This is a genomic window from Paenarthrobacter sp. TRD_SC_7 (assembly GCF_056156245.1).
The window spans coordinates 84515-105053 of the sequence record NZ_CM149587.1; the positions used below are offsets into that span (position 1 = coordinate 84515).

The 20539-nt window shown below is 62.0% G+C and carries 24 protein-coding genes; 11 read left to right on the forward strand and 13 right to left on the reverse strand.

Annotated features, from left to right (window positions below):
• Positions 1 to 161 precede the first annotated feature (161 nt).
• On the forward strand, positions 162 to 518 hold the full coding sequence (locus tag AC0J5Z_RS00435; RefSeq protein ID WP_475036687.1) for a hypothetical protein: 357 nt from the start codon (positions 162 to 164) through the stop codon (positions 516 to 518).
• Between the two features lie 131 nt (positions 519 to 649).
• Here the strand turns inward: AC0J5Z_RS00435 and AC0J5Z_RS00440 are convergent, their stop codons facing one another.
• The 4 genes from AC0J5Z_RS00440 to AC0J5Z_RS00455 all read right to left on the reverse strand — a co-directional run bounded on the left by AC0J5Z_RS00440 (position 650) and on the right by AC0J5Z_RS00455 (position 5601).
• Positions 650 to 3007 carry a glycoside hydrolase family 65 protein gene (locus AC0J5Z_RS00440; RefSeq protein WP_475036689.1) on the reverse strand — a complete coding sequence of 786 codons (2358 nt, stop codon included), beginning with the start codon at positions 3005 to 3007 and terminating at the stop codon, positions 650 to 652.
• Positions 3008 to 3037: 30 nt separating this feature from the next.
• Positions 3038 to 3769, reverse strand: a complete 732-nt coding sequence (locus AC0J5Z_RS00445; RefSeq protein ID WP_475036691.1) for an HAD family hydrolase — start codon at positions 3767 to 3769, stop codon at positions 3038 to 3040.
• An 8-nt stretch (positions 3770 to 3777) separates the two neighbouring features.
• A complete protein-coding gene (locus AC0J5Z_RS00450) occupies positions 3778 to 4779 on the reverse strand; it encodes a LacI family DNA-binding transcriptional regulator (protein ID WP_475036692.1) in 1002 nt (333 codons plus the stop codon).
• A gap of 204 nt (positions 4780 to 4983) precedes the next feature.
• Positions 4984 to 5601 carry an alpha/beta hydrolase gene (locus tag AC0J5Z_RS00455; protein WP_475036693.1) on the reverse strand — a complete coding sequence of 206 codons (618 nt, stop codon included), beginning with the start codon at positions 5599 to 5601 and terminating at the stop codon, positions 4984 to 4986.
• Positions 5602 to 5627: 26 nt separating this feature from the next.
• Here AC0J5Z_RS00455 and AC0J5Z_RS00460 point away from each other — a divergent pair, with 26 nt between their 5' ends.
• A complete protein-coding gene (locus AC0J5Z_RS00460) occupies positions 5628 to 6098 on the forward strand; it encodes a helix-turn-helix transcriptional regulator (protein ID WP_475036694.1) in 471 nt (156 codons plus the stop codon).
• A gap of 10 nt (positions 6099 to 6108) precedes the next feature.
• Positions 6109 to 6510 (forward strand): VOC family protein, encoded by a 402-nt coding sequence (locus AC0J5Z_RS00465; protein ID WP_105693480.1) that lies wholly within the window; start codon positions 6109 to 6111, stop codon positions 6508 to 6510.
• A 40-nt stretch (positions 6511 to 6550) separates the two neighbouring features.
• Here AC0J5Z_RS00465 and AC0J5Z_RS00470 read toward each other — a convergent pair whose 3' ends face one another.
• From AC0J5Z_RS00470 to AC0J5Z_RS00480, 3 genes are all read right to left on the reverse strand, one after another.
• On the reverse strand, positions 6551 to 7690 hold the full coding sequence (locus AC0J5Z_RS00470; RefSeq protein WP_475036695.1) for a glutamate--cysteine ligase 2: 1140 nt from the start codon (positions 7688 to 7690) through the stop codon (positions 6551 to 6553).
• 38 nt (positions 7691 to 7728) lie between these two features.
• Positions 7729 to 8187 (reverse strand): hypothetical protein, encoded by a 459-nt coding sequence (locus AC0J5Z_RS00475; protein ID WP_475036696.1) that lies wholly within the window; start codon positions 8185 to 8187, stop codon positions 7729 to 7731.
• Between the two features lie 219 nt (positions 8188 to 8406).
• On the reverse strand, positions 8407 to 9180 hold the full coding sequence (locus AC0J5Z_RS00480; protein ID WP_475036697.1) for a GAF and ANTAR domain-containing protein: 774 nt from the start codon (positions 9178 to 9180) through the stop codon (positions 8407 to 8409).
• A 277-nt stretch (positions 9181 to 9457) separates the two neighbouring features.
• Here AC0J5Z_RS00480 and AC0J5Z_RS00485 point away from each other — a divergent pair, with 277 nt between their 5' ends.
• The 5 genes from AC0J5Z_RS00485 (at position 9458) to AC0J5Z_RS00505 (ending at position 14658) form a co-directional block, all read left to right on the forward strand.
• Entirely contained in the window at positions 9458 to 9790 is a 333-nt protein-coding gene (locus AC0J5Z_RS00485) for a hypothetical protein (RefSeq protein WP_236558782.1), read from the forward strand.
• A 742-nt stretch (positions 9791 to 10532) separates the two neighbouring features.
• Positions 10533 to 11324, forward strand: a complete 792-nt coding sequence (locus AC0J5Z_RS00490) for a DeoR/GlpR family DNA-binding transcription regulator (protein ID WP_475036698.1) — start codon at positions 10533 to 10535, stop codon at positions 11322 to 11324.
• A complete protein-coding gene (locus AC0J5Z_RS00495) occupies positions 11321 to 12307 on the forward strand; it encodes a 1-phosphofructokinase family hexose kinase (protein WP_475036699.1) in 987 nt (328 codons plus the stop codon). Before AC0J5Z_RS00490 ends, AC0J5Z_RS00495 begins: the two co-directional genes overlap by 4 nt.
• Before the next feature lie 2 nt (positions 12308 to 12309).
• Positions 12310 to 14343, forward strand: a complete 2034-nt coding sequence (locus AC0J5Z_RS00500) for a PTS fructose transporter subunit IIABC (RefSeq protein WP_475036700.1) — start codon at positions 12310 to 12312, stop codon at positions 14341 to 14343.
• A 39-nt stretch (positions 14344 to 14382) separates the two neighbouring features.
• Entirely contained in the window at positions 14383 to 14658 is a 276-nt protein-coding gene (locus tag AC0J5Z_RS00505; RefSeq protein ID WP_054809227.1) for an HPr family phosphocarrier protein, read from the forward strand.
• 84 nt (positions 14659 to 14742) lie between these two features.
• Here the strand turns inward: AC0J5Z_RS00505 and AC0J5Z_RS00510 are convergent, their stop codons facing one another.
• The 4 genes from AC0J5Z_RS00510 to AC0J5Z_RS00525 form a co-directional block, all read right to left on the reverse strand.
• Positions 14743 to 15330 carry a TetR/AcrR family transcriptional regulator gene (locus tag AC0J5Z_RS00510; RefSeq protein ID WP_475039473.1) on the reverse strand — a complete coding sequence of 196 codons (588 nt, stop codon included), beginning with the start codon at positions 15328 to 15330 and terminating at the stop codon, positions 14743 to 14745.
• A gap of 5 nt (positions 15331 to 15335) precedes the next feature.
• Positions 15336 to 15893 (reverse strand): hypothetical protein, encoded by a 558-nt coding sequence (locus tag AC0J5Z_RS00515; protein ID WP_475036702.1) that lies wholly within the window; start codon positions 15891 to 15893, stop codon positions 15336 to 15338.
• An 87-nt stretch (positions 15894 to 15980) separates the two neighbouring features.
• On the reverse strand, positions 15981 to 16940 hold the full coding sequence (locus AC0J5Z_RS00520) for a DNA topoisomerase IB (protein WP_475036703.1): 960 nt from the start codon (positions 16938 to 16940) through the stop codon (positions 15981 to 15983).
• A gap of 44 nt (positions 16941 to 16984) precedes the next feature.
• On the reverse strand, positions 16985 to 17464 hold the full coding sequence (locus AC0J5Z_RS00525; protein ID WP_475036705.1) for a Dps family protein: 480 nt from the start codon (positions 17462 to 17464) through the stop codon (positions 16985 to 16987).
• Positions 17465 to 17771: 307 nt separating this feature from the next.
• Here AC0J5Z_RS00525 and AC0J5Z_RS00530 point away from each other — a divergent pair, with 307 nt between their 5' ends.
• On the forward strand, positions 17772 to 17942 hold the full coding sequence (locus AC0J5Z_RS00530; RefSeq protein WP_143711595.1) for a DUF4175 domain-containing protein: 171 nt from the start codon (positions 17772 to 17774) through the stop codon (positions 17940 to 17942).
• Between the two features lie 82 nt (positions 17943 to 18024).
• Here the strand turns inward: AC0J5Z_RS00530 and AC0J5Z_RS00535 are convergent, their stop codons facing one another.
• Entirely contained in the window at positions 18025 to 18246 is a 222-nt protein-coding gene (locus tag AC0J5Z_RS00535) for a hypothetical protein (RefSeq protein WP_475036708.1), read from the reverse strand.
• Between the two features lie 119 nt (positions 18247 to 18365).
• On the opposite strand from AC0J5Z_RS00535, the gene AC0J5Z_RS00540 reads away from it, so the two are divergent.
• Together AC0J5Z_RS00540 and AC0J5Z_RS00545 are read left to right on the forward strand one after the other, a co-directional pair.
• The gene (locus AC0J5Z_RS00540; RefSeq protein ID WP_475039475.1) at positions 18366 to 18878 is read left to right on the forward strand and encodes a DUF6328 family protein; all 513 of its coding nucleotides are present in this window, start codon (positions 18366 to 18368) and stop codon (positions 18876 to 18878) included.
• 13 nt (positions 18879 to 18891) lie between these two features.
• Positions 18892 to 19611 (forward strand): DUF6766 family protein, encoded by a 720-nt coding sequence (locus AC0J5Z_RS00545; protein ID WP_475036710.1) that lies wholly within the window; start codon positions 18892 to 18894, stop codon positions 19609 to 19611.
• A gap of 27 nt (positions 19612 to 19638) precedes the next feature.
• Here AC0J5Z_RS00545 and AC0J5Z_RS00550 read toward each other — a convergent pair whose 3' ends face one another.
• Positions 19639 to 20331 (reverse strand): FadR/GntR family transcriptional regulator, encoded by a 693-nt coding sequence (locus AC0J5Z_RS00550; RefSeq protein ID WP_475036712.1) that lies wholly within the window; start codon positions 20329 to 20331, stop codon positions 19639 to 19641.
• Positions 20332 to 20539: the final 208 nt, after the last annotated feature.

The following is a 20539-nucleotide window of genomic DNA, read 5'->3' on the forward strand; positions in this document are numbered from 1 at the left end:
CACCCGCAATCAGGGTGACGGCGCCTTGCGCCTGGAGCCGGGATTCAGGATTACGACGGCGGGCGCCTCACGTAAACATTGGCGTGAGGTAACTCACATTCTGTAAGCTAATTTCTAAGTCACGCAGCCGGCTTTCATCGTTCTACTCCCGGGAGGTCCCGTTGGCCCCCAATTCGCTCAAGGCCGAGATTCTCCTGGCCCATGGTGTCGGCCCCTCGGCTGCCAGTGTTGCTCGACGACGAGCAGCTGAAAACCATGGCCACCATCGGGTTGCCAACAAACCCGATGCCCTCCTGGGCGCCATAGCCGTCAGGCAACTCTTCCATCGCTGGCCTTTGGTGCCATCCCGCGAACTGGAACGCATCCGTCACGTCCTCATCCACTGCGACCAGCTGGGTTCACCGGACACTCATCACTTGTCGGAGCCGGCCCAAGCGTTACTGGACCTCATCAACGGTGAGTTGGACCGTCGTCGTGACTTAGCCAAAACCCCGCAAGAAACCGCGAGCAGCAACTGACACCGTCCGGTACTGCGTGACCCGCCTGGCCGAGGATTTCAACCTTGACCTGGCGGACCCGCAGAAACGGCTGTGGTTATGGCTGCGCCTGACTACCATGGACCTCGTGGCCAAGTAGCAAATGCGGTGACTTAACGGATGATCGGAAGGCCCGCCGTCGGGAAGACGCTGGGGAAGATCGACGGCGGTGGGACCGGTACGGTATCCAGCGGAACGGTGACGGTGTCCGCACCGACAGTGACGTCGTATCCCCGCACATCGATTCGCAGCGGCTCATCACTGTAATCCTGTCCGGACACGAGCGTCAGAGCGATGGAAGCCTGTGTGAGGTCAACGGCCAGTAAGCGTCCCTGCACCTTCAGCCGGAAGGACAGGCCTTCCCACTCCGAGGGCAGGCGGGGATCGAAGCGCAGCACCTCCCCTTGGTCCCGCATGCCTGCGAAACCGCATACCAAGGAGCTCCAAATTCCACCGGTGGAGGCGATGTGGACGCCGTCGATCGTGTTGCCATGCGAATTGTCGAGGTCGATGAACAGTGCCTCGGTGAAGTGCTTCAGCGCGACGTCCCCGTAGCCAACCTCGGCCGCCATGATGCCCTGAACACAGGCGGAAAGGGTGGAGTCGCCGGTGGTGATGGGATCGTAGAAGTCGAAAGCGCGCTGCTTTTCCTCGGCGGTGAAGTCCTGCCACTGGAGGAACATCGCCAGCACGGTGTCGGCCTGCTTAAGGACTTGGTGCCGGTAGATCACCAAGGGGTGGAAATTCAGCAACAGCGGGTACTTGGACTTGGGGGTGTTCCAGTCCCAAGGCTCCAGTGTCATGAAGTCGTTGTCCTGGCTGAAGACCTCCAGGTGGGGGTCGTACGGAAGCGACATCCGCTCGGCCGCCTGCCGCCACACCATGCGCTCAGTTTCGGCAATCCCCTCATGCTCCAGCGCCGCGGCGGCCCGGAGGTTAAACCGTGCCATGACGTTGGTGTAGAGGTTGTCGTTGACCACGGCCGTGTACTCATCCGGGCCGGTGACGCCGTGGATGTGGAACATGCCATCCTTGCCGAAGAAACCCAGCGAAGCCCACATGCGCGCCGTCTCGATCAGCAGGTCGGCGCCCAACTCCGCACGGAAGGTGTCATCGCCGCTGGCCCACTGGTAACGGTTGGCTGCAAAGGCGATGGCAGCGGCAATGTGGAACTGGGCAGTACCGGCGGCGTAGTACGCACTGGCTTCGAGGCCGTTGATGGTCCGCCATGGGAAAAGTGCACCGTCCACGCTGAGTTCCTTGGCCCGGACACGCGCATCCGGCAGCATGGCGTGCCGGGATTCCAGCACCTTCCGCGCACCGCAAGGGTTGGTGTAGGTCAGGTACGGCAGGAGGTAGACCTCTTGGTCCCAGAAGTAGTGGCCCTCGTAACCGGAACCGCTCACGCCCTTGGCCGGGATGCCCGCCACCCCGGCGCGGGCAGTGGCCTGCGCCAACTGGAACAAGCCCCAACGTACGGCCTGCTGCATTTCCGGCTGGCCGCCGATGGAGATGTCCGCCGTGGTCCAATACTCCCCGTAGTGCGCCTTGCTCTGGGCAAGAATTTCGGGAAACGGCACTAGGTTGGCTTCGGCTTCGGCCGCGAGGGTTTCTCCGCGATCCTCGGCATCGCCGCCTGAGCCAGCCACCACGTAGCTGACGGACTTCTCCAAACGGAAAGTGTCGCCGTCGTGAATGGCCAGAACGTAACGGACGGACGACTCGTCCTCCGCCACCAACGTCTCGAACGGCTGGCCTTCAGCGGAAATCCAGTGATCCACGGCCATGGCGATGCGCTGGCGGGATTCGGACGTCTCCCACGCGAGGCGAAGTGAGCCGTCGGCACCCTGGAGATGAAGCGGCAGCAGGACCCGGCCGGCGTGCCGGCCGGAGCGCCGGGGATCGTGGACCGAGTGGTCCTCCACAGGCTGGTCCTGGCGGTTCACGACGCCGGAGGTGATGTCCGCGGACACGTCGCGGTCAGCTGTCAACGACAGTTCCAGGCCGAGACATCCGCGGGAATCGAAGCCTACCGCGCGGCGCTCCACCGTGGTGACTGTAGCGCCCGAACGGCACGCCCACGTGGTGCTTTCTTCATAGACGCCTGTGGAAAAGTCAACGCTGCGCTGATAGTCCAGCACCGTGGATTCGGCCAGGCTTAGGGCCTCGCCATCAATGGAAACCGTGAAGTTGTTGGCATCCGGAACATAGACAATCCGCTGCCCGGTCCGGGCGAAACCATAGGCATTTTCGGCGTGCTTGATGTCCCAGATCTCGTGGAAGCCGTTAATGAACGTGCCGGGAAGTTCGCCGTCCCCAGCCGTTGAATGCGAGCCACGAATACCAAGGTGGCCGTTGCCAAGCGCGAACAGCGTTTCCAGCGTTCCCTCGTCACCGGGGACGTGGATATTCTCCACGAGCTTCCAGGGCTCGCAGGGGAAGCGCAGCCGATCGGAGCTGATGAGTGCCATGGGCTGTTGAAGTCCTTCGAAAAAGTAGGGTCAGAGAAGATCGTTGAGGTCGTCGACCACCAGCGTGGCGCCGGCGTCGAGCAGGGTCTGCCGGCCTGCTCCGCGGTCTACGCCGATCACGGCGTAGAAGTTGGCACCGGCGCCGGCCTGCACGCCGGATACTGCATCCTCAACCACGATGCATTCCTCCACGGGCACGCCAAGCAGGCCTGCTCCATAGACATACGTAGCCGGGTTCGGCTTACCCGGGAGTCCGACGCCGGCAGCCACTTGGCCGTCGACGACCACCTCAAAGTGGTGGTCAAGCCCAGCGGCCTTCAGTACCGCAGGCGCGTTCCGTGAGGAGGAAACGACAGCCACCTTGAGACCCAACTCCACTGCGGCGTTGATGAACTTGACCGAGCCTTCATATGGCTCAACGCCACGGGAGTTCACGATCTCGTTGAAAATGGCGTTCTTGCGGTTGCCCAGGCCCTGCACGGTTTCGTTGTCCGGGTGGTCATGGACCGGGCCTTCCGGGAGCGTGATGCCGCGTGACGTCAGGAAATCACGGACGCCATCGAAGCGCGGCTTGCCGTCGATGTGATCGAAGTAGTCACTCCCTTGGTAGCCCTGAGGGTGGCCCGTGCCGGCCAAGTAGCCGTCGAAAAGTTCCTGCCACGCCTGCTCATGCACCACGGCAGTGGGCGTCAGCACGCCGTCGAGATCGAACAACAGCGCCGAGGCGCCTGTCCAGGCATTACGAAGATCAGTCATGTGCATTATTCCGTTCAGCGCTTGTGGCGCGTGGTTTTGCGTTCGATGAGCTTGGTATCGAGCAGGTGGTTGGAGGGCTGATGGGGGGTTTCGGTATTCAGCAGGCGTTCACACAGCAGGTTTGCTGCGAAGGCACCCTGATCGGCAACGGGTTGCGCCACGGTGCTCAGGCCAATGAACCAGCTCATGGGGTGATCGTCTATTCCGATCACGGACACGTTCTTGGGCACCGAAAAGCCGTGTTCACGCAGCGCCATCAAGGCACCGAACGCAGCCTCGTCACAGTGGGCGAACACCGCAGTGGGCCTCCCGCCGCGGGTAATGAGTTCAGTCATTGCCCGCCTGCCGTCGTCGATGCTTGGCCCGGCTCCCACCACAAGGTCCGGGTGGACGGTGAGGTGGTGTTCTTCCAGCGCACGCCTGAAGCCACGGAACCGTGGAGTCTCAGTCACAACGGAGTGTTCATTGCTCGAGAGAACGGCCAAGTCCCAATGGCCCAGCCCCAGCAGGTGTTGGGTAGCCTGCCAGGCTGCGTGTTCGTCATCGATACCTACATTGTCCCATGGAACATTTCGCATGCCCACGCTGGCCACTGCCAGCCCGCAGGCTTCCAACGCTTCCGTTTCTTTGGGTGCGAGGTCAATATTGAGCAGCAGCAGCCCGTCCACTCTTTGCGCCAGGTTCTCAAGGCCAGCAAAGAACTGCTGCCTCACGCTGGCCTTATTGCGCAGGCTGATCAGTACTGTGTCGTAGCCGCTGTCTCCGAACACTTCTTCTGCTGCTTCCACAGCCTGGGCGAAGAACCAGGCGGTGGCTGTCGGGGCGACGATGGCCACCGAACCCGTGCTTCCGCCGGCCAGCCTGGACGCTGCGGCGGAGGCTTTATAGCCAAGTTTGCTGGCGGCTTCCGCCACCTGTCGCTGGGCCTTTTCAGAAACGTTGGGGAGGTTCCTGAGGGCCCGTGACACCGTGCAAATGGACAATCCGGAGAGGACGGCTACGTCCTGGATTGTCACCCTGTGAGTCCTAACCATGCAACACGGCCTCAACCCTTTCCATACTCGCCTGACGCCTAGGCGTAGGACCCGGACCGGGTCACCAGCCAAAAGTGTAAGCGCTTACAATTTTGTCATTCAACAGTGTGCAGGCGAATGCGAAATTGTGACGCGACTCTCACCAAAAGCTTGATTCTGGAGCCCGGATGCCGTCTAATCCGGGGCTTAACCCAGGACGTAGTACTTCAGGAACGCGCTGACATCCACCAGTTCCGGCGGCTCGATCCTGTGCCCCATCCCTGGATAAGTGCGCGCCGTTAGGGCGACGTTGGCGTTGAGCCACTCCTCCGCGTGGGCAATAGCGTCCTCGTTGATCACCGGATCAGCCTTGTCCCGACCCCAGAAGAACGGTGGCGGGGCGTCAAAGGACTCACTAAGGGCCAGGAGATCGTTGTCCAGGACGAACCCGGACAGGCCCACCGTTGCTTTGAACGCGTTGGGCCGCAGACGTAGGAGCGTGCTGGCCATTGCCATGCCCTGCGAATAGCCCAGCAGGCTGACGCTGCTGTGGTTGTCCTTGACGGAGTTGATCCAGTTGAACACCGAGTTGGTGGACGCGATGACATCTGCGAAGTCGTTGGTCAGAAAGTAGTCCAGCAGAAACCAACCGTAGTGGTCGCCGATCACTTTGGGACCACGGAGCGCTGCGCAGGTGAACTCGGCGGGAAGGTGCGGGAAGAGGTCAACCATGCGCTGCTCGCTGGTGCCATAACCGTGCATCATCACCAGCAACGGCGTGCCCTCGCGCTGGTTTTCCGGCTTCGACCACACCACTGATTCCATGGGCACGAGCCTAGTAGACTGTGCCCATGACTCCGCAGGAACTGGCCAACCTGGCCCATCTGCGGCGCGCCCGCGACTTCATCGATCGCGAGTACGCGCGTCCCTTGGACGTGCCCACCATGGCCGCCGGCGCACTGATGTCCCCCGCGCATTTCTCCCGCCAGTTCAAGGCCGCCTACGGCGAATCGCCTTACAACTACCTCATGACCAGGCGCATTGAGCGTGCCATGGCCCTGCTCCGCGCAGGAACAAGCGTGACTGATGCCTGCATGGAAGTCGGCTGTACCTCGCTGGGCTCGTTCAGCACGCGCTTCACCGAAATCGTGGGCATCAACCCCAGCGAGTACCGCACCCGGGAGCACCACGCTGTGAAGGCCATGCCCAACTGCATCGCGAAGCAGCACACGCGGCCTGAAAGAAACGGCAAGACGCTGCAAACCGGATCCCAGCCAACACTGAGCAGGATTGAAGAAGCGCCCGCGCCACAGCTGCCATAGCGTGTGATGCATGAACATTTCATTGAAGTACGCACATGTAACTGTCAACGATCTGGATGAGTCGCTCGCCTTCTACCGGGACGCCTTGGGTTTTGACGTCCGGAACGACGTCGGCTCAGACGGCCAGCGCTGGGTCACCCTCGGCAGCGACGCCCAGCCTGATCTTGAACTGGTGCTGTCCCCTCCGCACGCAGGCCGCTCACAGGCCGACGGCGACGCCATCCAGGAACTCCTTACCAAGGGCGTCATGCCCATGCTGGTGTTCACTACGGATGATCTGGACGGCACCTTCGAAAAGCTCCGTGCATCCGGCGCCGAGGTCCTCCAGGAACCAATCGACCAGCCCTGGGGCCCGCGCGACTGCGCCTTCCGCGACCCCTCCGGCAACATGATCCGCATCAACCAGGGCTAACAGGCCCGGCGAGCGGACTTCCGCCGTCGGCCTTCTGTTGTCAGCGACTCAGCAGGCCGGCGTCGGACCGCTCGCCGTAGTTGTGAGTGGACGAAATGGCGGTGGAAACAACGTCTGACAGCCGCAACCGCCGGCCGTAAGCTTGCCGCTGCAGCCGCTCGCCGGTTCCTCGCCGGAGGATGTTCGCCACTCCGGTCCGTGCGATCGCCAGGTCCCCGGATTCCGTCAGGGCCCGGCGGATGTGCCGGAGCAGGGCACCGGCCACGTCAGCTGCAGCATAAGGCGCCTGCTCCAGCGGGTGCAGCAGTTGGTTGTTGACGCCAAAGCGGCTGGCTTTCCAGTTGGCCATGCGCAGCACGGAGGTCAAAGTGCTCGACGGCGGCCCTCCCGTGCGCCATTCTCTCGCCGACGTTTCCACCAGCGCCCGGGCGATGACCGCGATGGTAAGGGCGTCTTCGGCGTAGAGGCACACGTCAGCGATCCGGAGTTCTACGGTGGGATGGCCCCTGGACAGGCGTGCATCGAAGTAGATCATGCCTTCATCCAGTGGCACGCCCGTGGACAGAAGCTCCGCCAACACTGCCCTGTAGCCATCGGCCGAGCCGAAGACATCCATGGGACCCGCCGTGGGCCATCTGTTCCAGATCTGGGTCCGGTAACTGGCGAACCCTGTATCAGCGCCCATCCAGAACGGGGAGTTGGCGCTCAAGGCCAGGAGCACAGGTAACCAGTGGCGCATCCGGTCCAGTACAGCGACGCCCTCTTCCTGCGACTCGATGGACACATGGACGTGGAAACCGCAGGTGAGCTGCTCACGCGAAATCAGGCCGAATTCCTTGCCCATGGTGGCATAGCGTTGGTTCCCCGTGGTGGGCGTTGCGTGAAACACAGGAGGTGTTGCCAAAGCGGCAACGCGCGCACCTACCGCCCGGGCTGCGGAGTCTGCCAATGCCCGGCCCGCGCGGATCTCGGCCCGCAGTTCCTTGGCCGTCCGGCACGGCAGCGAGTTGACTTCGATCTGCTCCTGCTTGAACTCGGACTTCAACGACGGCCCGCCGTCGGTGCTGAATTCCATTCCGGAGGGGGCAGCCACACCCAGAATCCCTGAAGCGAGCGCCAAGGGCATGCCGTCCACCGGATCGGCGATCAGCAGCTCCTCCTCCACGCCGAATGTACGCATAGCCCCCCTCCCCACGATGAGTTATTTAGAGACGGCGGTTATCCAACGTGGCGTGGAACCTCCATTTGGAAACCGCAGCGGCAGTGGAGCACCTGCGTTTGCAGGTACACCTCAAGGAGGCTGGGACTATCCGGATCGCCAGTGGTCCGGGGCGCCTCAATGACGCGTTCTGTAGGGCGTCCCAAGGTCATGGGATCGCCGCAATGGGTGCAGCTGAACCAGAGCCCGGCGGCAGATGTGGCGAGAAATTCGCTCTGAATCGCGGGCACCAAGGCATCCAAGCGAACCGCGTGGGCGTAAAACGTATCGCATTCGCTACACGTGTAGCTGACTTCGACGATCTCCGACTTATTCGGCGTTGCTTCCACAACCGTCTCTACGAATATGTAGGAATCAGTATTGCAAACGGTGCACCAAGGGCGTGCTCCGGTATCAACAGTTGCAGGCGCCCGTCCACTGGCAGGTTTCGGGGCGGGAATCGGGGATCCAAGCGTCATTGCCATTCTCCTTTTGCTCCTTCAAGGAGCCTGCATGGAGGCACGCTGCGAGCCGGCCGAAAGGGGCCACGGCTAAAAAGTGCAGTTCTTGGACCATCTCGGATGGCTCCAACTCATGAGGCTCCAAGGGCTATCTGCTTAACCCATGTATGAATGTAGTTCACTAGTGGCGGCCCTCACAAGTGAGGAGTCCGCCGCCGGCCCCATGCCGCTGCGGGTTCAGGGCTCGAAATGAGCCACCGGTGCCTGCTTCGCCACACCCTTGACGAGCGACTCCGCGACATCCCGTAGCTTCTGGTTCCGTGTGCTTGACGCCTTCTTGAGAATCTGGAAAGCCTCTTCCTGGGTGCAGCGGTTTTGCCCCATGATGATCCCACTGGCAAGGTCAATGACCGTCCGGGACTGCATGGCTTCCTGGAGGTCATCGGCATGCTGCTGCTTCACCCCTATACGCACGGCAAGCCGCAGCGACTTCTCCGCCTGGCTGGCGTAGAGCTCGCAGTTTCGGATGGTTGCTTCGTCATAAACGTTGGCCTGCGGAGCGAAGAAGTTGAGCGCCGCCGTAGCTCCTTCATCCAACTCCACGGGAACGCAGAGCGCAGAAAGGTGCCCCCGTTCGGCAATAACGGAGCAGTAGTCGGACCATCTCTGTTCCGTGGAAGTGTCAGGTACGTGGACAGTCCCGTGGCTTCGCATGGCCTCCAGGCATGGGCCATCCCCGTAGGCCTGTTGAACTTCGTCGATCAGCCTGGCCTCGTGGGTGCTTCCCGCCACTGTGGCAGTGCGGCGACGCCGGCTCAGGGTGATGCCACAGAGCACGTCCAAGCCCACAGCTTCAGAGACAGCCGCAGCGGAAAACACTGCAAGTTCTTCCAGGAATCCACCTACGTCTTCGCTGTCAATGACAAGATCCTGCAGTTGCTCAGGCACCGAAGCATCGTCTGGCGCTGATGCAGCTTCAGGCAGCGCTAATTCAACATGAATTTCGTCCATGCCTTAGTTTACGATCGTCCGGCCCCTACCTCGTCACTACCTCAGCAATGGGACAGAAATGCTTGCATCTGTCGTGCACCTATGTGCACAATCTAGCTACAGTCCCCATCACAGGACCCAGGCTTTTCAGCTCATGCAGACGGGCGTCCCGCATTTTTCGATGCCGAGGTGCAGACCCATGCCGGCCCAGCCAGCCTCCAGAGTCCCGGACGAAGCTCACCAACCCCCCGACGAACCGCTTTGGTGTTCGCGATGCAACACAGACCAGCACCTTCTGGTGAACTCGATCCAATCGCACTACCCTCCCGCTCCCAACATGGTGGAAGTTGCGTACGAGTGCCATGCCTGCAGGTACTCGTATGAACATGTTGCCTCCGTTCGGCGTGTGGCCGCGGTACTGAACCGTCCGGGCGTCCCCCAAGGCGTGCTGCAGTTCGGCGGCCAGTACCTCCACTGCGGCGAGCCCATGAAGACCAAAAGCTGCGAGCTCCGAAGAATCCAGGCACCCCTGGTGCTGACCCCGGGAGCCCAGCTGCGAATGTACGAGGTACTCATAAATACACGCATTCTCGGGTGTCATTGCGGTTTCCGAATGGAAATCCCGGACTGAGATTGGGGACAGCATGGGAAACAGAGCCTTGGAGAGCTACACCAATAATTCTGGAGCTACCGGAAGGGATAGCATGCACGCAGAATCGAAACGGATAGAGTCTTCCACCGAGGGTGCAAGGCGGGGGCAAACCGGTAAGCGCAGCCTTCCGGATCCACCGGACCCGGACAATCTGCCCATCGACTACCCGAGCTCGGGGTGGGATTCCAGCAGGTATCCCTCCACCGCCCCGGGAAGCCTCCGTCCGCAACACTCCGCACGACGACGGAGCGTGTGATCATGAGCGAATTCCCGCCGGACCCCTCGCATCCGGACCCAACCCGCGAGCCAGGCCCCACGCCTGAGCCCGTTCCACTGCCGGAACCGGGCCCGCCACCCGTTCCGGAGCCCACACCGGGACCCACAGTGCCTTCGCCACCAACGCCTGGGCCGCCGGGGCCTTTGACCTAGCCCACACCCGCCGAGAGGACCAGGCAGGTTCACTCCACAGACCGGATCCCGTAGATATCCCCCAGTCGGGATCCGAACGAGGGCATGCCGCGCTACAGGGAGCGCGGCATGCTCTTTTCGTGCGTCCGGGGTCTTGCGCCATCTTGGCTACTCGCATCTGCATCTGTGTTTATGTTGGTTTCTATTGACTTCCCAACATAAACAAAGATAGAGTCAAGCAATTCCACATCGTTGTGACAGCAGTCACTGATGTGGCTGCACTGATAAGCAGCTTGACCGCAATGGAGGGTAAGTGTTCGCTGAAGAACGCCAGCAACTGATCTCCGCACTCGTCGCAGAGCGCGGACGGGTGAGCGTCACTGACCTCGCCGACCGTTTCAGCATCACCACTGAGACAATTCGCCGCGATCTAGCGGCCCTTGAGGTCTCCGGGAACCTGAGGCGTGTACATGGCGGCGCCGTCCCCTCCGACCGCCTGAGCACCCGCGAAGAGAGCATCCTCGAGCGCGCTGTCCAGCGTCAGGTGGAGAAGCTCCGCATCGCGAACGCGGCACTCGCCCTGATCCCCCAACTCACCACGGGCAGCATCCTGCTGGATGCGGGTTCCACCACGGAAACCCTCGCGGACTTGCTGGCCCAGCGTGCCCCATCCGCCAACGGAAGCGATGAGCTCGTGGTCATCACCCATGCCATCCCCATCGCCGGCAAGCTCTCCTCCACGCAGGGCATAGCCCTTCAAATCCTTGGCGGCCGTGTCCGAGGACTGACGCAGGCCGCCGTCGGGCAGTCCACGGTGGAGGCGGCCTATAAACTGCGCCCCGACATCGCATTCGTCGGCGCCAACGGCATCCACGCAACGTTCGGGCTCAGCACACCCGATCCCGAGGAAGCCGCGGTCAAAGCCGCCTTCGTCACGTCAGCCCGCCGCGTGGTGGCCTTGGCCGATTCTTCCAAACTGGACGCCGAAACACTGGTCCAGTTCGCCACCTTGAAGGACGTTGACACCTTGATCACAGACAGCGAACCGTCTGCGGAACTCGCAGCAGCCCTGGCCGATGCCGGCGTCGACGTGGTGATCGCATGATCGTCACCTTGACCGCGAACCCCAGCTTGGACCGCACCGTTGAACTTCCCGGCGCTTTGGCCCGCGGCGAGGTGCAGCGCGCCGTGGCCGTCCACCAGGAATCCGGGGGGAAGGGCGTCAACGTTTCACGGGCGCTCGTGGCCTCCGGCCTCGACACGCTGGCAGTGCTTCCGGGCGCCGATTCGGACCCTGTCCTTACCGGACTGCACGACGGCGGTGTGCCGTTTGCGGCGCTGCCCATCGGTCAGGCGTTACGCAGCAATGTCACGCTCACCGAACCCGATGGCGTCACCACCAAGATCAACGAACCCGGCCCGGAGCTGAGCGGTGAACAGCAGGAAGCCCTGATCGGGTTGCTGCTGGAGCGCTCCCGTGGCGCCAGCTGGGTGGTTCTCGCAGGATCGCTCCCACCAGGAGTGCCCGCGGATTTCTACGCCACCATCGCTCGTCGACTCCGGTCGAACGCGGATGGAACGGCAGTCCCCGGCATCGCCATTGACTCCTCCGGGGCGCCGCTTGCGGCAGCCCTGGTGGGCGACGCCGCAGGAAAGCCCGACCTCCTCAAGCCGAACGCGGAAGAGCTCGCAGAGCTTGCCGCCGCTGCCGGTTTCACCAACGTCTCCACAGCTGACGAACTGGAAGCTGATCCGGCCAAAGCCGCTGAAGCTGCTGCCGCCGTCGTCGCCAGCGGTGTAGGCGCCGTTCTCGCAACACTCGGGTCCAAGGGCGCAGTCCTGGTGACCGCAGACGGAGCGTGGCTCGCCACGCATCCGCCGATCAAGGCCGTCAGCACGGTAGGCGCCGGGGACTCTTCCCTGGCCGGTTACTTGCTGGCCGCAACCCAGGGCGGCTCCGCACAGGACTGCCTTCGTCAAGCCGTGGCACATGGTGCCGCTGCTGCTTCGCTGCCGGGCTCCACTGTCCCTGCAGTCCACCAGACAACCCCCGACGCCGTAACCATCACGGCCCTTCAGAAGGACTAACAGTGACCCAGCTGATCACAACCCCATTGGTCACCCTCGACCAAAACCTGGGCGACACCCCTGCCGACGTCATCCGCGTCCTGGCCGGCAAGGTTGCCGCCGCCGGCCGCGCTACCGAGGTTGAAGGCCTCTTCGCCGATGCCTTTGCCCGCGAGCAGAAAACCGCAACCGGCGTCCCCGGTGGCATCGCGATCCCGCACTGCCGCTCCGCCGCCGTCACGGAACCTGCCCTCGCCATGGCCCGCCTGTCCCACAAGGTGGACTTCGGCGCCAAGGACGGCCCCGCTGACCTCATCTTCTTCATCGCAGCCCCGGACGGCGCGGATCAGGAGCACCTGAAACTGCTCTCCAAGCTCGCCCGTTCCCTCATCAAAAAGGACTTCACGGCAGCCCTGCGTGCGGCTGCCACGGAGCAGGACATCGTTGACCTTGTGGATGGCGCCCTGGCGGATAAGCCTGCGGCGGCACCTGCGGACAGTTTCGCTGCCCCTGCCGAAGCACCCGCCCCCATCGGATCCGGCGCACCGGGCGGACCCAAGCGCATTGTTGCCGTGACCGCTTGCCCCACAGGTATTGCGCACACGTACATGGCTGCCGACTCGTTGGTTGCCGCCGCCAAGGAAATGGGCGTGGACCTTCAGGTCGAGACCCAGGGTTCCTCTGGTGCGAAGCCTTTGGACCCGGCAGTGATCGCAGCGGCTGACGCAGTGATCTTTGCCGTCGACGTGGATGTTCGAGGCAAGGAGCGCTTTGCCGGCAAGCCGGTCATTAACGCTCCGGTCAAGCGGGGCATCGACGAACCTACCAAGATGGTCCAGGAAGCACTTGCAGCTGCCGACGACCCGCACGCACGCCGCGTTCCCCATGCCGGCGCCGAAGAGCAGGCTGAACGCGCCGAGGAGGAGAAGGGCGAGCACATCGGCCAGAAGCTGAAGCGTGCGCTCCTTACCGGCGTCAGCTACATGATCCCGTTCGTTGCCGGTGGTGGCCTGCTCATTGCGCTGGGCTTCCTGCTCGCGGGATACGACATCGCCCTTGGAACCAGGGCCAACGACATTCTGGCCCAAAACACACTTTTTGATCTCCCGGATGGCGGCCTGGCGATTTACCTCGGGGCTGTAGCCTTCAAGATCGGCAATCTGTCCATAGGCTTCCTGGTCCCGGCCCTGGCTGGCTACATCGCTTACGCCATCGCTGACCGTCCGGGCATAGCACCGGGCTTCACCGCCGGCGCCGTAGCTGGCTTCATGGGCGCAGGATTCCTTGGCGGACTTGCGGGCGGCCTTCTGGCTGGCGTCGCTGCCCATTGGATCGGGACCTGGCAGGTACCGCGCTGGCTCCGTGGCTTGATGCCCGTGGTCATCATCCCGCTGCTTGCCTCCATCTTCGCCTCCGGCCTGATGTTCCTGGTCCTCGGCGGTCCCATCGCAGGCCTGACGGTAGCCCTCAACAATTGGCTCACCGGCATGAGCGGCGCTTCCGCAGTGGTTCTTGGCATCATCCTTGGCCTCATGATGTGCTTCGACCTCGGCGGTCCCGTCAACAAGGTGGCCTACGCCTTTGCAGTGGCCGGCCTGAGCGCCGGCAGCGCCGACAACCAGGCACCGTGGCTGATCATGGGCACCGTGATGGCTGCGGGCATGGTTCCGCCGCTGGCAATGGCTTTCGCCACAGTCCTGAACAAGAAACTCTTCACCCTCAACGAACGCGAGAACGGCAAGGCAGCCTGGCTTCTCGGCGCTTCCTTCATCTCAGAAGGCGCCATTCCCTTCGCTGCAACTGACCCGCTGCGCGTCATCCCGGCCAGCATGCTGGGCGGTGCCCTCACCGGCGCACTCTGCATGGCTGCCGGGGTCACCTCGCAGGCTCCCCATGGCGGCTTCTTCGTCTTCTTCGCCATCGGCAACCTGGCGATGTTCGTCGTCGCCATAGTTGCCGGAATGGTGGTCAGCGCCCTGTCCGTCATCGCCCTCAAGCGCTGGGCAGTCAAGAAGCCGGTGGAAGCAGAACCCGTTCCCGCCACCGCCAGCGTCTAGACTTCCCACAAAGCCACCCACAACCACAAAGGAGCACCAATGCCAGAACGTACAGCCACCATCGCAAGCCGCGTCGGCCTCCACGCCCGCCCGGCAGCCATTTTCGCCGAAGCAGCCGGAGACCTGGATCTCGACGTCACCATCGCACGCCAGGGCGAGCCCGCCGACGACGCCATGGACGCCGCCAGCATCCTGTCCCTCATGAGCCTGGGCGCTTCCCACGGGGATGTCGTCGTGCTGCGCGCCGAAGGTGAAGGTGCAGATGCCGCCCTGGACAGCCTGGTGAAGATCCTCGAAACGGACCACGACGCTTAAGCTGTCATACCTGGCCGCTGTGCGACACAGAGAGAGCCTGGCGCCACCCGGATATGGGTGACGCCAGGCTCTTTCTGTGTCTTCCTAAGGCCCGGCGAGCTCGTCGAGATGGCGAGCGAGCATGCTGGGCATCTGACTCGACTCCGGCAGTTCCCCGCTCCACAACCCTTGCATCGCGATTCCATCCAAGAGGGCACGTAGCCGCTGCGCTTCATACTCGGGATCGCGCCCCCTGTAGAACTGACCCGCTTCGGTCAGGATCTGCAGTGCAGCGCGGCATGCGCGATCGACAGCGTCGCTAAGCCTGAACGCAGCAGGACGAAGCGCGCTGTCGGTAAGTGAAAGCACGCCGAGCTGGACTTGCGCAACCAGTTCCAGGCGCCGTTCCTTGTCGAGAGGGAGCAACTGCAACAGCAGCTCATCAACGAGTGCCCGACCGGTTAGCTCAAGTGCGGCGACCCTGGCGGTGACTCGATCCTCGATGAGTTGCAGGCAGTACTCCCGAAGGGCATGCTGTGTGGCAAACGCCCGCCGCAGTGAAGCAGCGGCGATGCCCGCTTCCGCGGCAACCCCGCGCACTGACAGGCCAGAGAGCCCATCACGTTCGAGGACGCGTAATGAAGCTTCCGCAATTGCTGCGGTCCGTGCCTCTGCGTCGATTCTCCGGGGCATGAATTTCAGCGCGAAGTAGTAGCAGCCGGCAATGCGCGGGCGGCCTTCCTCGGCCATATTGTGTAGCTCACAGCCCAAAGGAAGTCGATTGCCAAGATGATGCCCAGAATGCGAAAGAACCCCGAGAGGGCTGAGGTTCGTTCCGCGTCATTGACCAGGAGGATGATCGCTCCCAAGGTCGTGGCAGCGATGACAACCGCAAACGCAGTAAGAAGCACATCCCGCCAGCATTTGACCGTGTAGCGGGTTCCTGTGAGGCGTTCCGGCGCAGGTCCGCCGGCGAACCGGTGCTGGAAATGCGCATCGGCCCATGCCACCATGCGTTTGCCGTACGCGATGGAAACGCCAATGTAGATCGCCGCAAGCCCGTGGTGCCATGAGGCCGTTCCCCCACCGAGCAGATCGACGGCCACCAAGGCAAGCAGGACAGCATCGATTACCGGAGCAAGGATCAGGAGAACTCCACCAAGACGGGGACGACGCAGCAGATACCGTGCTGCGAGCCCGGCGAGAATCGACACCCAGAATGCAACTTCGCACACCACGATCGCGAAGAGAATCACTTACGGCCCCCAAACGTCATATCCCATTAGTCTTTATTAGTACGAGTGTACTCACAAAATTCCTGGGACCGCCTTGAGGTATCTGGTTTACCTCGGCGTTTCTCCGTTCAAGAAGGCAGCAACCGATGCCTCCGTCGGCTTTACTTCCTTCAGTTCTTCCGAGAGGAAAGCCTCGATGATCCGCGGGTCCACATAGGACGAGCGGGCCACGGAGGGGGTGTTGCCCAACAGCTCCGAGGTCTCTTTGATGGCCCGCACTATTGCCTGCCTGGGAGTCCCTTTATGGCCTGACTTGATGAGGCTCATGGCCGCCGCGGCTGTACCTTTCCACGTTCTGAAATCCTTGGAAGTGTAGGCCTCGCCCGCAATTCCGCGCAGATATTCATTGATCATGGATGCGTCCACGGAAACCCACGTTCCGTTGGCTTGGTAGGCCAGTAGCCGCTCTTTGCCGGGCCGCTCTGCCAGTGGTTCCAGGAAAGCCGCCAGTGCGGGATCGTGGATGGAGGTGTCCCACAGCTGGCCGCTCTTGCCGGGAAACGTCAAGAAGACTTCCGGCCCTTCCACCCGCGCGTGTCGGCAGCGGAGCGTGGTAAGCCCGTAGGAACCGTTCTGCTTCATGTAGATCTCGGAACCGACCCGGAGCGCACCCAAATCCATGAATCGCACTGCGGCTGCAAGGGTCTGCTGCCGAGGGTCCGTGGGGTCTTGAAGGTGGACGGTCACGTTGCGGCGAACTGTTGGCAGGACCAGGCCCAGCTTGGCCGCCCGGATGAATTTTTCAGTGTCCTTCCGCTCCCGCCAACCGGGGTGGTAGATGTACTGGCTGCGCCCTGCGGCATCTACCCCAGTGGCAAGAATGTGCCCGTGCTCGTAAGGGCTGATCCACACATCCGTCCATGCAGGCGGGATCGCCAGCGCATTGATGCGCTGGCGATCCTCCTTGCTGACCAAGCTCCCGTCGGGGTGGCGGTAGCTAAACCCCTTCCCTACCTTGCGGCGGACTATGCCGGGCTTTGAAAGGTCACTGCGCTTCAGCCTGGGCATGGTCTGTCCGCCCTGTTCGCGATCGGCCAGGTCCGGAGTATCGGCTACGCCTCGTCCGGGTCCGTCACGGCAGCGCCGGCGTTCATGATTTCGGCGTTGATCATCCACACCAGCTGCTCAAGGCGGGCAATGAACGCATGCAGCAGGTCCGCCGTCGTGGGGTCTTCCTCATCCACTTCGTCATGAACATCGCGCATTGTCTGAACAGCACGCTCCACGCGGTCGGTGACCAGCTTGACCGCATTCTTGGTGTTGACCAGGCCGGCCGGGAACTCCTCCAGGCGCGTGCCCTTGGCGATGGTCGCACTGCGGCCATCGGGCAGGGCATGGAGGGCCCTCATGCGTTCGGCGGTGTCGTCAGCGAATTCGCGTGTGGCCACTACCAGCTCGTCCAGCTGGAGGTGCAGGTCGCGGAAGTTCGGCCCCACAATGTTCCAGTGCGCCTGCTTTCCTTGGAGCTGTAGCTCAATAAGGTCTGTCAGGACGATCTGAAGGTTGTCTGCAAGCTGCTGTGACGCTTTCATGTGTTCCTCTCGTGGACGTTCATGTGAGCGAAAAACGTGCCGTTGAATATCCGCGGCAACTGCCCAATCATCAGGTGACGACTTCAATAAGCCTTTCATAAGGGTGCTTAGTAGTACAATGATGAGTGTTACTGTTCACGACTGGCGAACTCCGCATCAGCGAAGGCCGCTACGTGATAACTGAAAAGGCACTTTGAGGCGAGGGAACGCCTCCAAGTACCGGCATAACTAAATCGAAGTAAATCGGAATGCATAGTTGGGAATCGGCGATTCATCAAAGATTCCCCCAGAAAGGAATGTGCTGACCATGAATACGCTTCTGATCATTGCTGGTGTAGTAGCAATTGTTCTTCTTCTTGTGGGCGGCTTCTCGCAGGCCCTGAACTGGTTGCTGTGGGTAGGCGTCATCCTCCTCGTCATCGCAGCCATTGGCTGGCTGCTGAGCTTCATGTCGGGTCGCAGGGGACACACGGTATAGAGCAAGGGGGCTCGCTCCAGACGACGAAAGGGCTGTCCCCGCCGCAGCTCAGCTGCAAGCCGGGGACGGCCCTCAGCCGTACTTAGGCCCCGTGTGGACCGTCTCCGGTAGTCGAAGGTGGGGGCGCAGCGTCAGGGTCCTGGGGTGTAGGGAACTCGTCCCCCGGGGCCTCGGGGACTGCCTGGGCCGGCCGTTCCGGCGTCTCGCGCTCGTCCCCCTGACCAGGCATTTCCTGTTCAGGCGTGGGCGTACCGTAGCCGCCGGGCTCGCTTTCCGGGTCCACGCGATGCTCGTCCTGACTCATTGCTTTCCTCCTTGGGATTCCGATGAGGCCCCGATACCTAAGATCGAGGAATGCTGACAATTCCGACCGTAGTCCGGTGTATGGTCGGCGTCCACAAAAACCGCTACGGAGGTGCACAGATGGTAGAGCCGGAGCAGGCTCCCAGGATCGGCAGGAACGAGTCCACCGAGGAACGGATGGACCGCAACTGGATGGAATTGATCCAGGAGTTACGGGTCCTCCAAACAGGGGTACAGATCCTCGGCGGTTTCCTGCTTACACTGCCCTTTCAGGAGCGCTTTGAACTCCTGGACGACTGGCAACGGAATCTCTATCTGTTCAACGTAATGGTGGCTGCGCTGACCACCGTCCTCATCGTGCTCCCCGTCAGCGTCCATCGCCGCTTGTTCCGCCGGGGGCTCAAGGCCACCTTGGTCTCCAGCGCCGACGTTGTCACCAAGTGGGCATTGGGTGGCGTTGCCCTCTTGATCGTGGGCTCCGCTACTTTGGTATTCGACTTCACAGCAGGACGGACGGCTGGTTTTGTTGCAGCCGGATTCATCATCCTGGTGTTGCTCCTCCTTGTGGTGGGCACGCCCCTGTGGCTGCACCGCCGCGCCATCCGTAACGGCAACGGCAACGGCAACAAGTAGGAGATGCGAGCACATGCTGAAACCCACAAGGCACCATGAAACATCCGGCAAGGACGACAACAAGCCGGAGCGACATTGGGTCAAGGACCACGGCTTATTGTTGGTCAACTCGGGCCTGTTCGTCGTCTTCCTGGGAGGAATGATCATCTCCGGGGCCGCCCACTACAGCGAGGAACAACAGGCCCACGGCCAGCCAGCCACCGGGATCTCCGATTTTCTGACCTCAGGCAACTTCTGGGAAGCGGTCTTTGAAAACTGGGAGTCGGAATTCCTTCAGATGGGCATGTACGTGGTCTTGACCGTCTTCCTGTTCCAGCGGGGTTCCTCCGAGTCCAAACCGGTGGATAAGGACGCGCCCCAGGACGAGGACCCCCGTGATGCAAAAAAGTCAGCTAAGACCCCATGGCCGGTCAGGCGCGGCGGGTGGGTCCTAAAGGTCTACGAGCACTCGCTCTCCGGCCTGCTGGGCCTGCTTTTCCTGCTCTCCTTTACCCTGCATGCGGTAGGTGGAGCGGCCGCCTACAACGAGGAACAGCTCAGCCATGGACTGCCTGAGGTCTCCACATGGGAATACCTCGGTTCAAGCCAGTTCTGGTTCGAATCCTTCCAGAACTGGCAAAGCGAGTTCCTTGCCGTAGCCGTCCTGGTAGGCGCCTCCGTCTACCTTCGCGAACGTGGTTCACCCGAGTCCAAACCGGTGGCTGAACCGCACTACGAAACAGGCGCCAACTGATCTTGAGAAAGTAAACACCGCCAACCGTTAGTCCTGGAGCCGGGGGGTCGGCCGCAGCTTCTTCAACCAAGCCTCACTCTGGGCGATATGCGCAGCCGTTGCGGTGGCCGCCAATGTTGGATCCTTGCGGGCTATCGCATCCACGATCGCGCTGTGACCTGCGGTGCTTCCCTCACGGACGTCCACTCCTTCTTCACCGTCGAAGATATGGAAGTGCCCACCCCGGGAGCGGAAGAGACTAACGAGCGCAGCGAGGGTTGAATTGCCGCTCGCACGGCATATTTCCTCATGGAACAGTGAATCGAGTTCGGAATACTCGGAGGGGCTGTCCGTGGCCTCCATGCTTTTCACGAGACCCGTCAGCGTTGCCAGAACCTCCGGTGTGGCATTCGCGGCCGCGGCTGCGGCGGCGTGGGATTCCATCAACCTGCGGATCTCAAAGAGTTCCAGCAATCCGTCGAGCGGAAGCAGATCCACCAGAAGGGCAAAATTCTGGAGGATGACCGTGGGCTCAAGCGAGGAGACATAGGTTCCTGAGCCGTGCCGCGATTCCATGACGCCGAGGGCGGACATGGCCCGCACGGCCTCCCTCAGCGAGCTTCGCGATACGCCAAGCTGGGCAGAGAGCTCGGCCTCGGGTGGGCACTTTTGCCCTGCCGCGAGTTCGCCCGAGGCAATCTTGTTTCGTAGGCCCTGCATGGCCGTCTCGACAGCACCCAATGTGTGGCCTCCTTCAGCTACCCGTAACACGCTACCCCACCAGCAGAAACCTGGAGCAGGCAGAGCCTATTGTCATACGTCTTCTAGAAGACATCGTACCTATATGGCATCACGCGCAGGTTTACTCCACTTTCTGCCAGTAAACGACGCAAGTCATCTTATGACTATTCCTAGCTGTCCGTTGTCTGAGAGCTTTTTGTGATGTAAC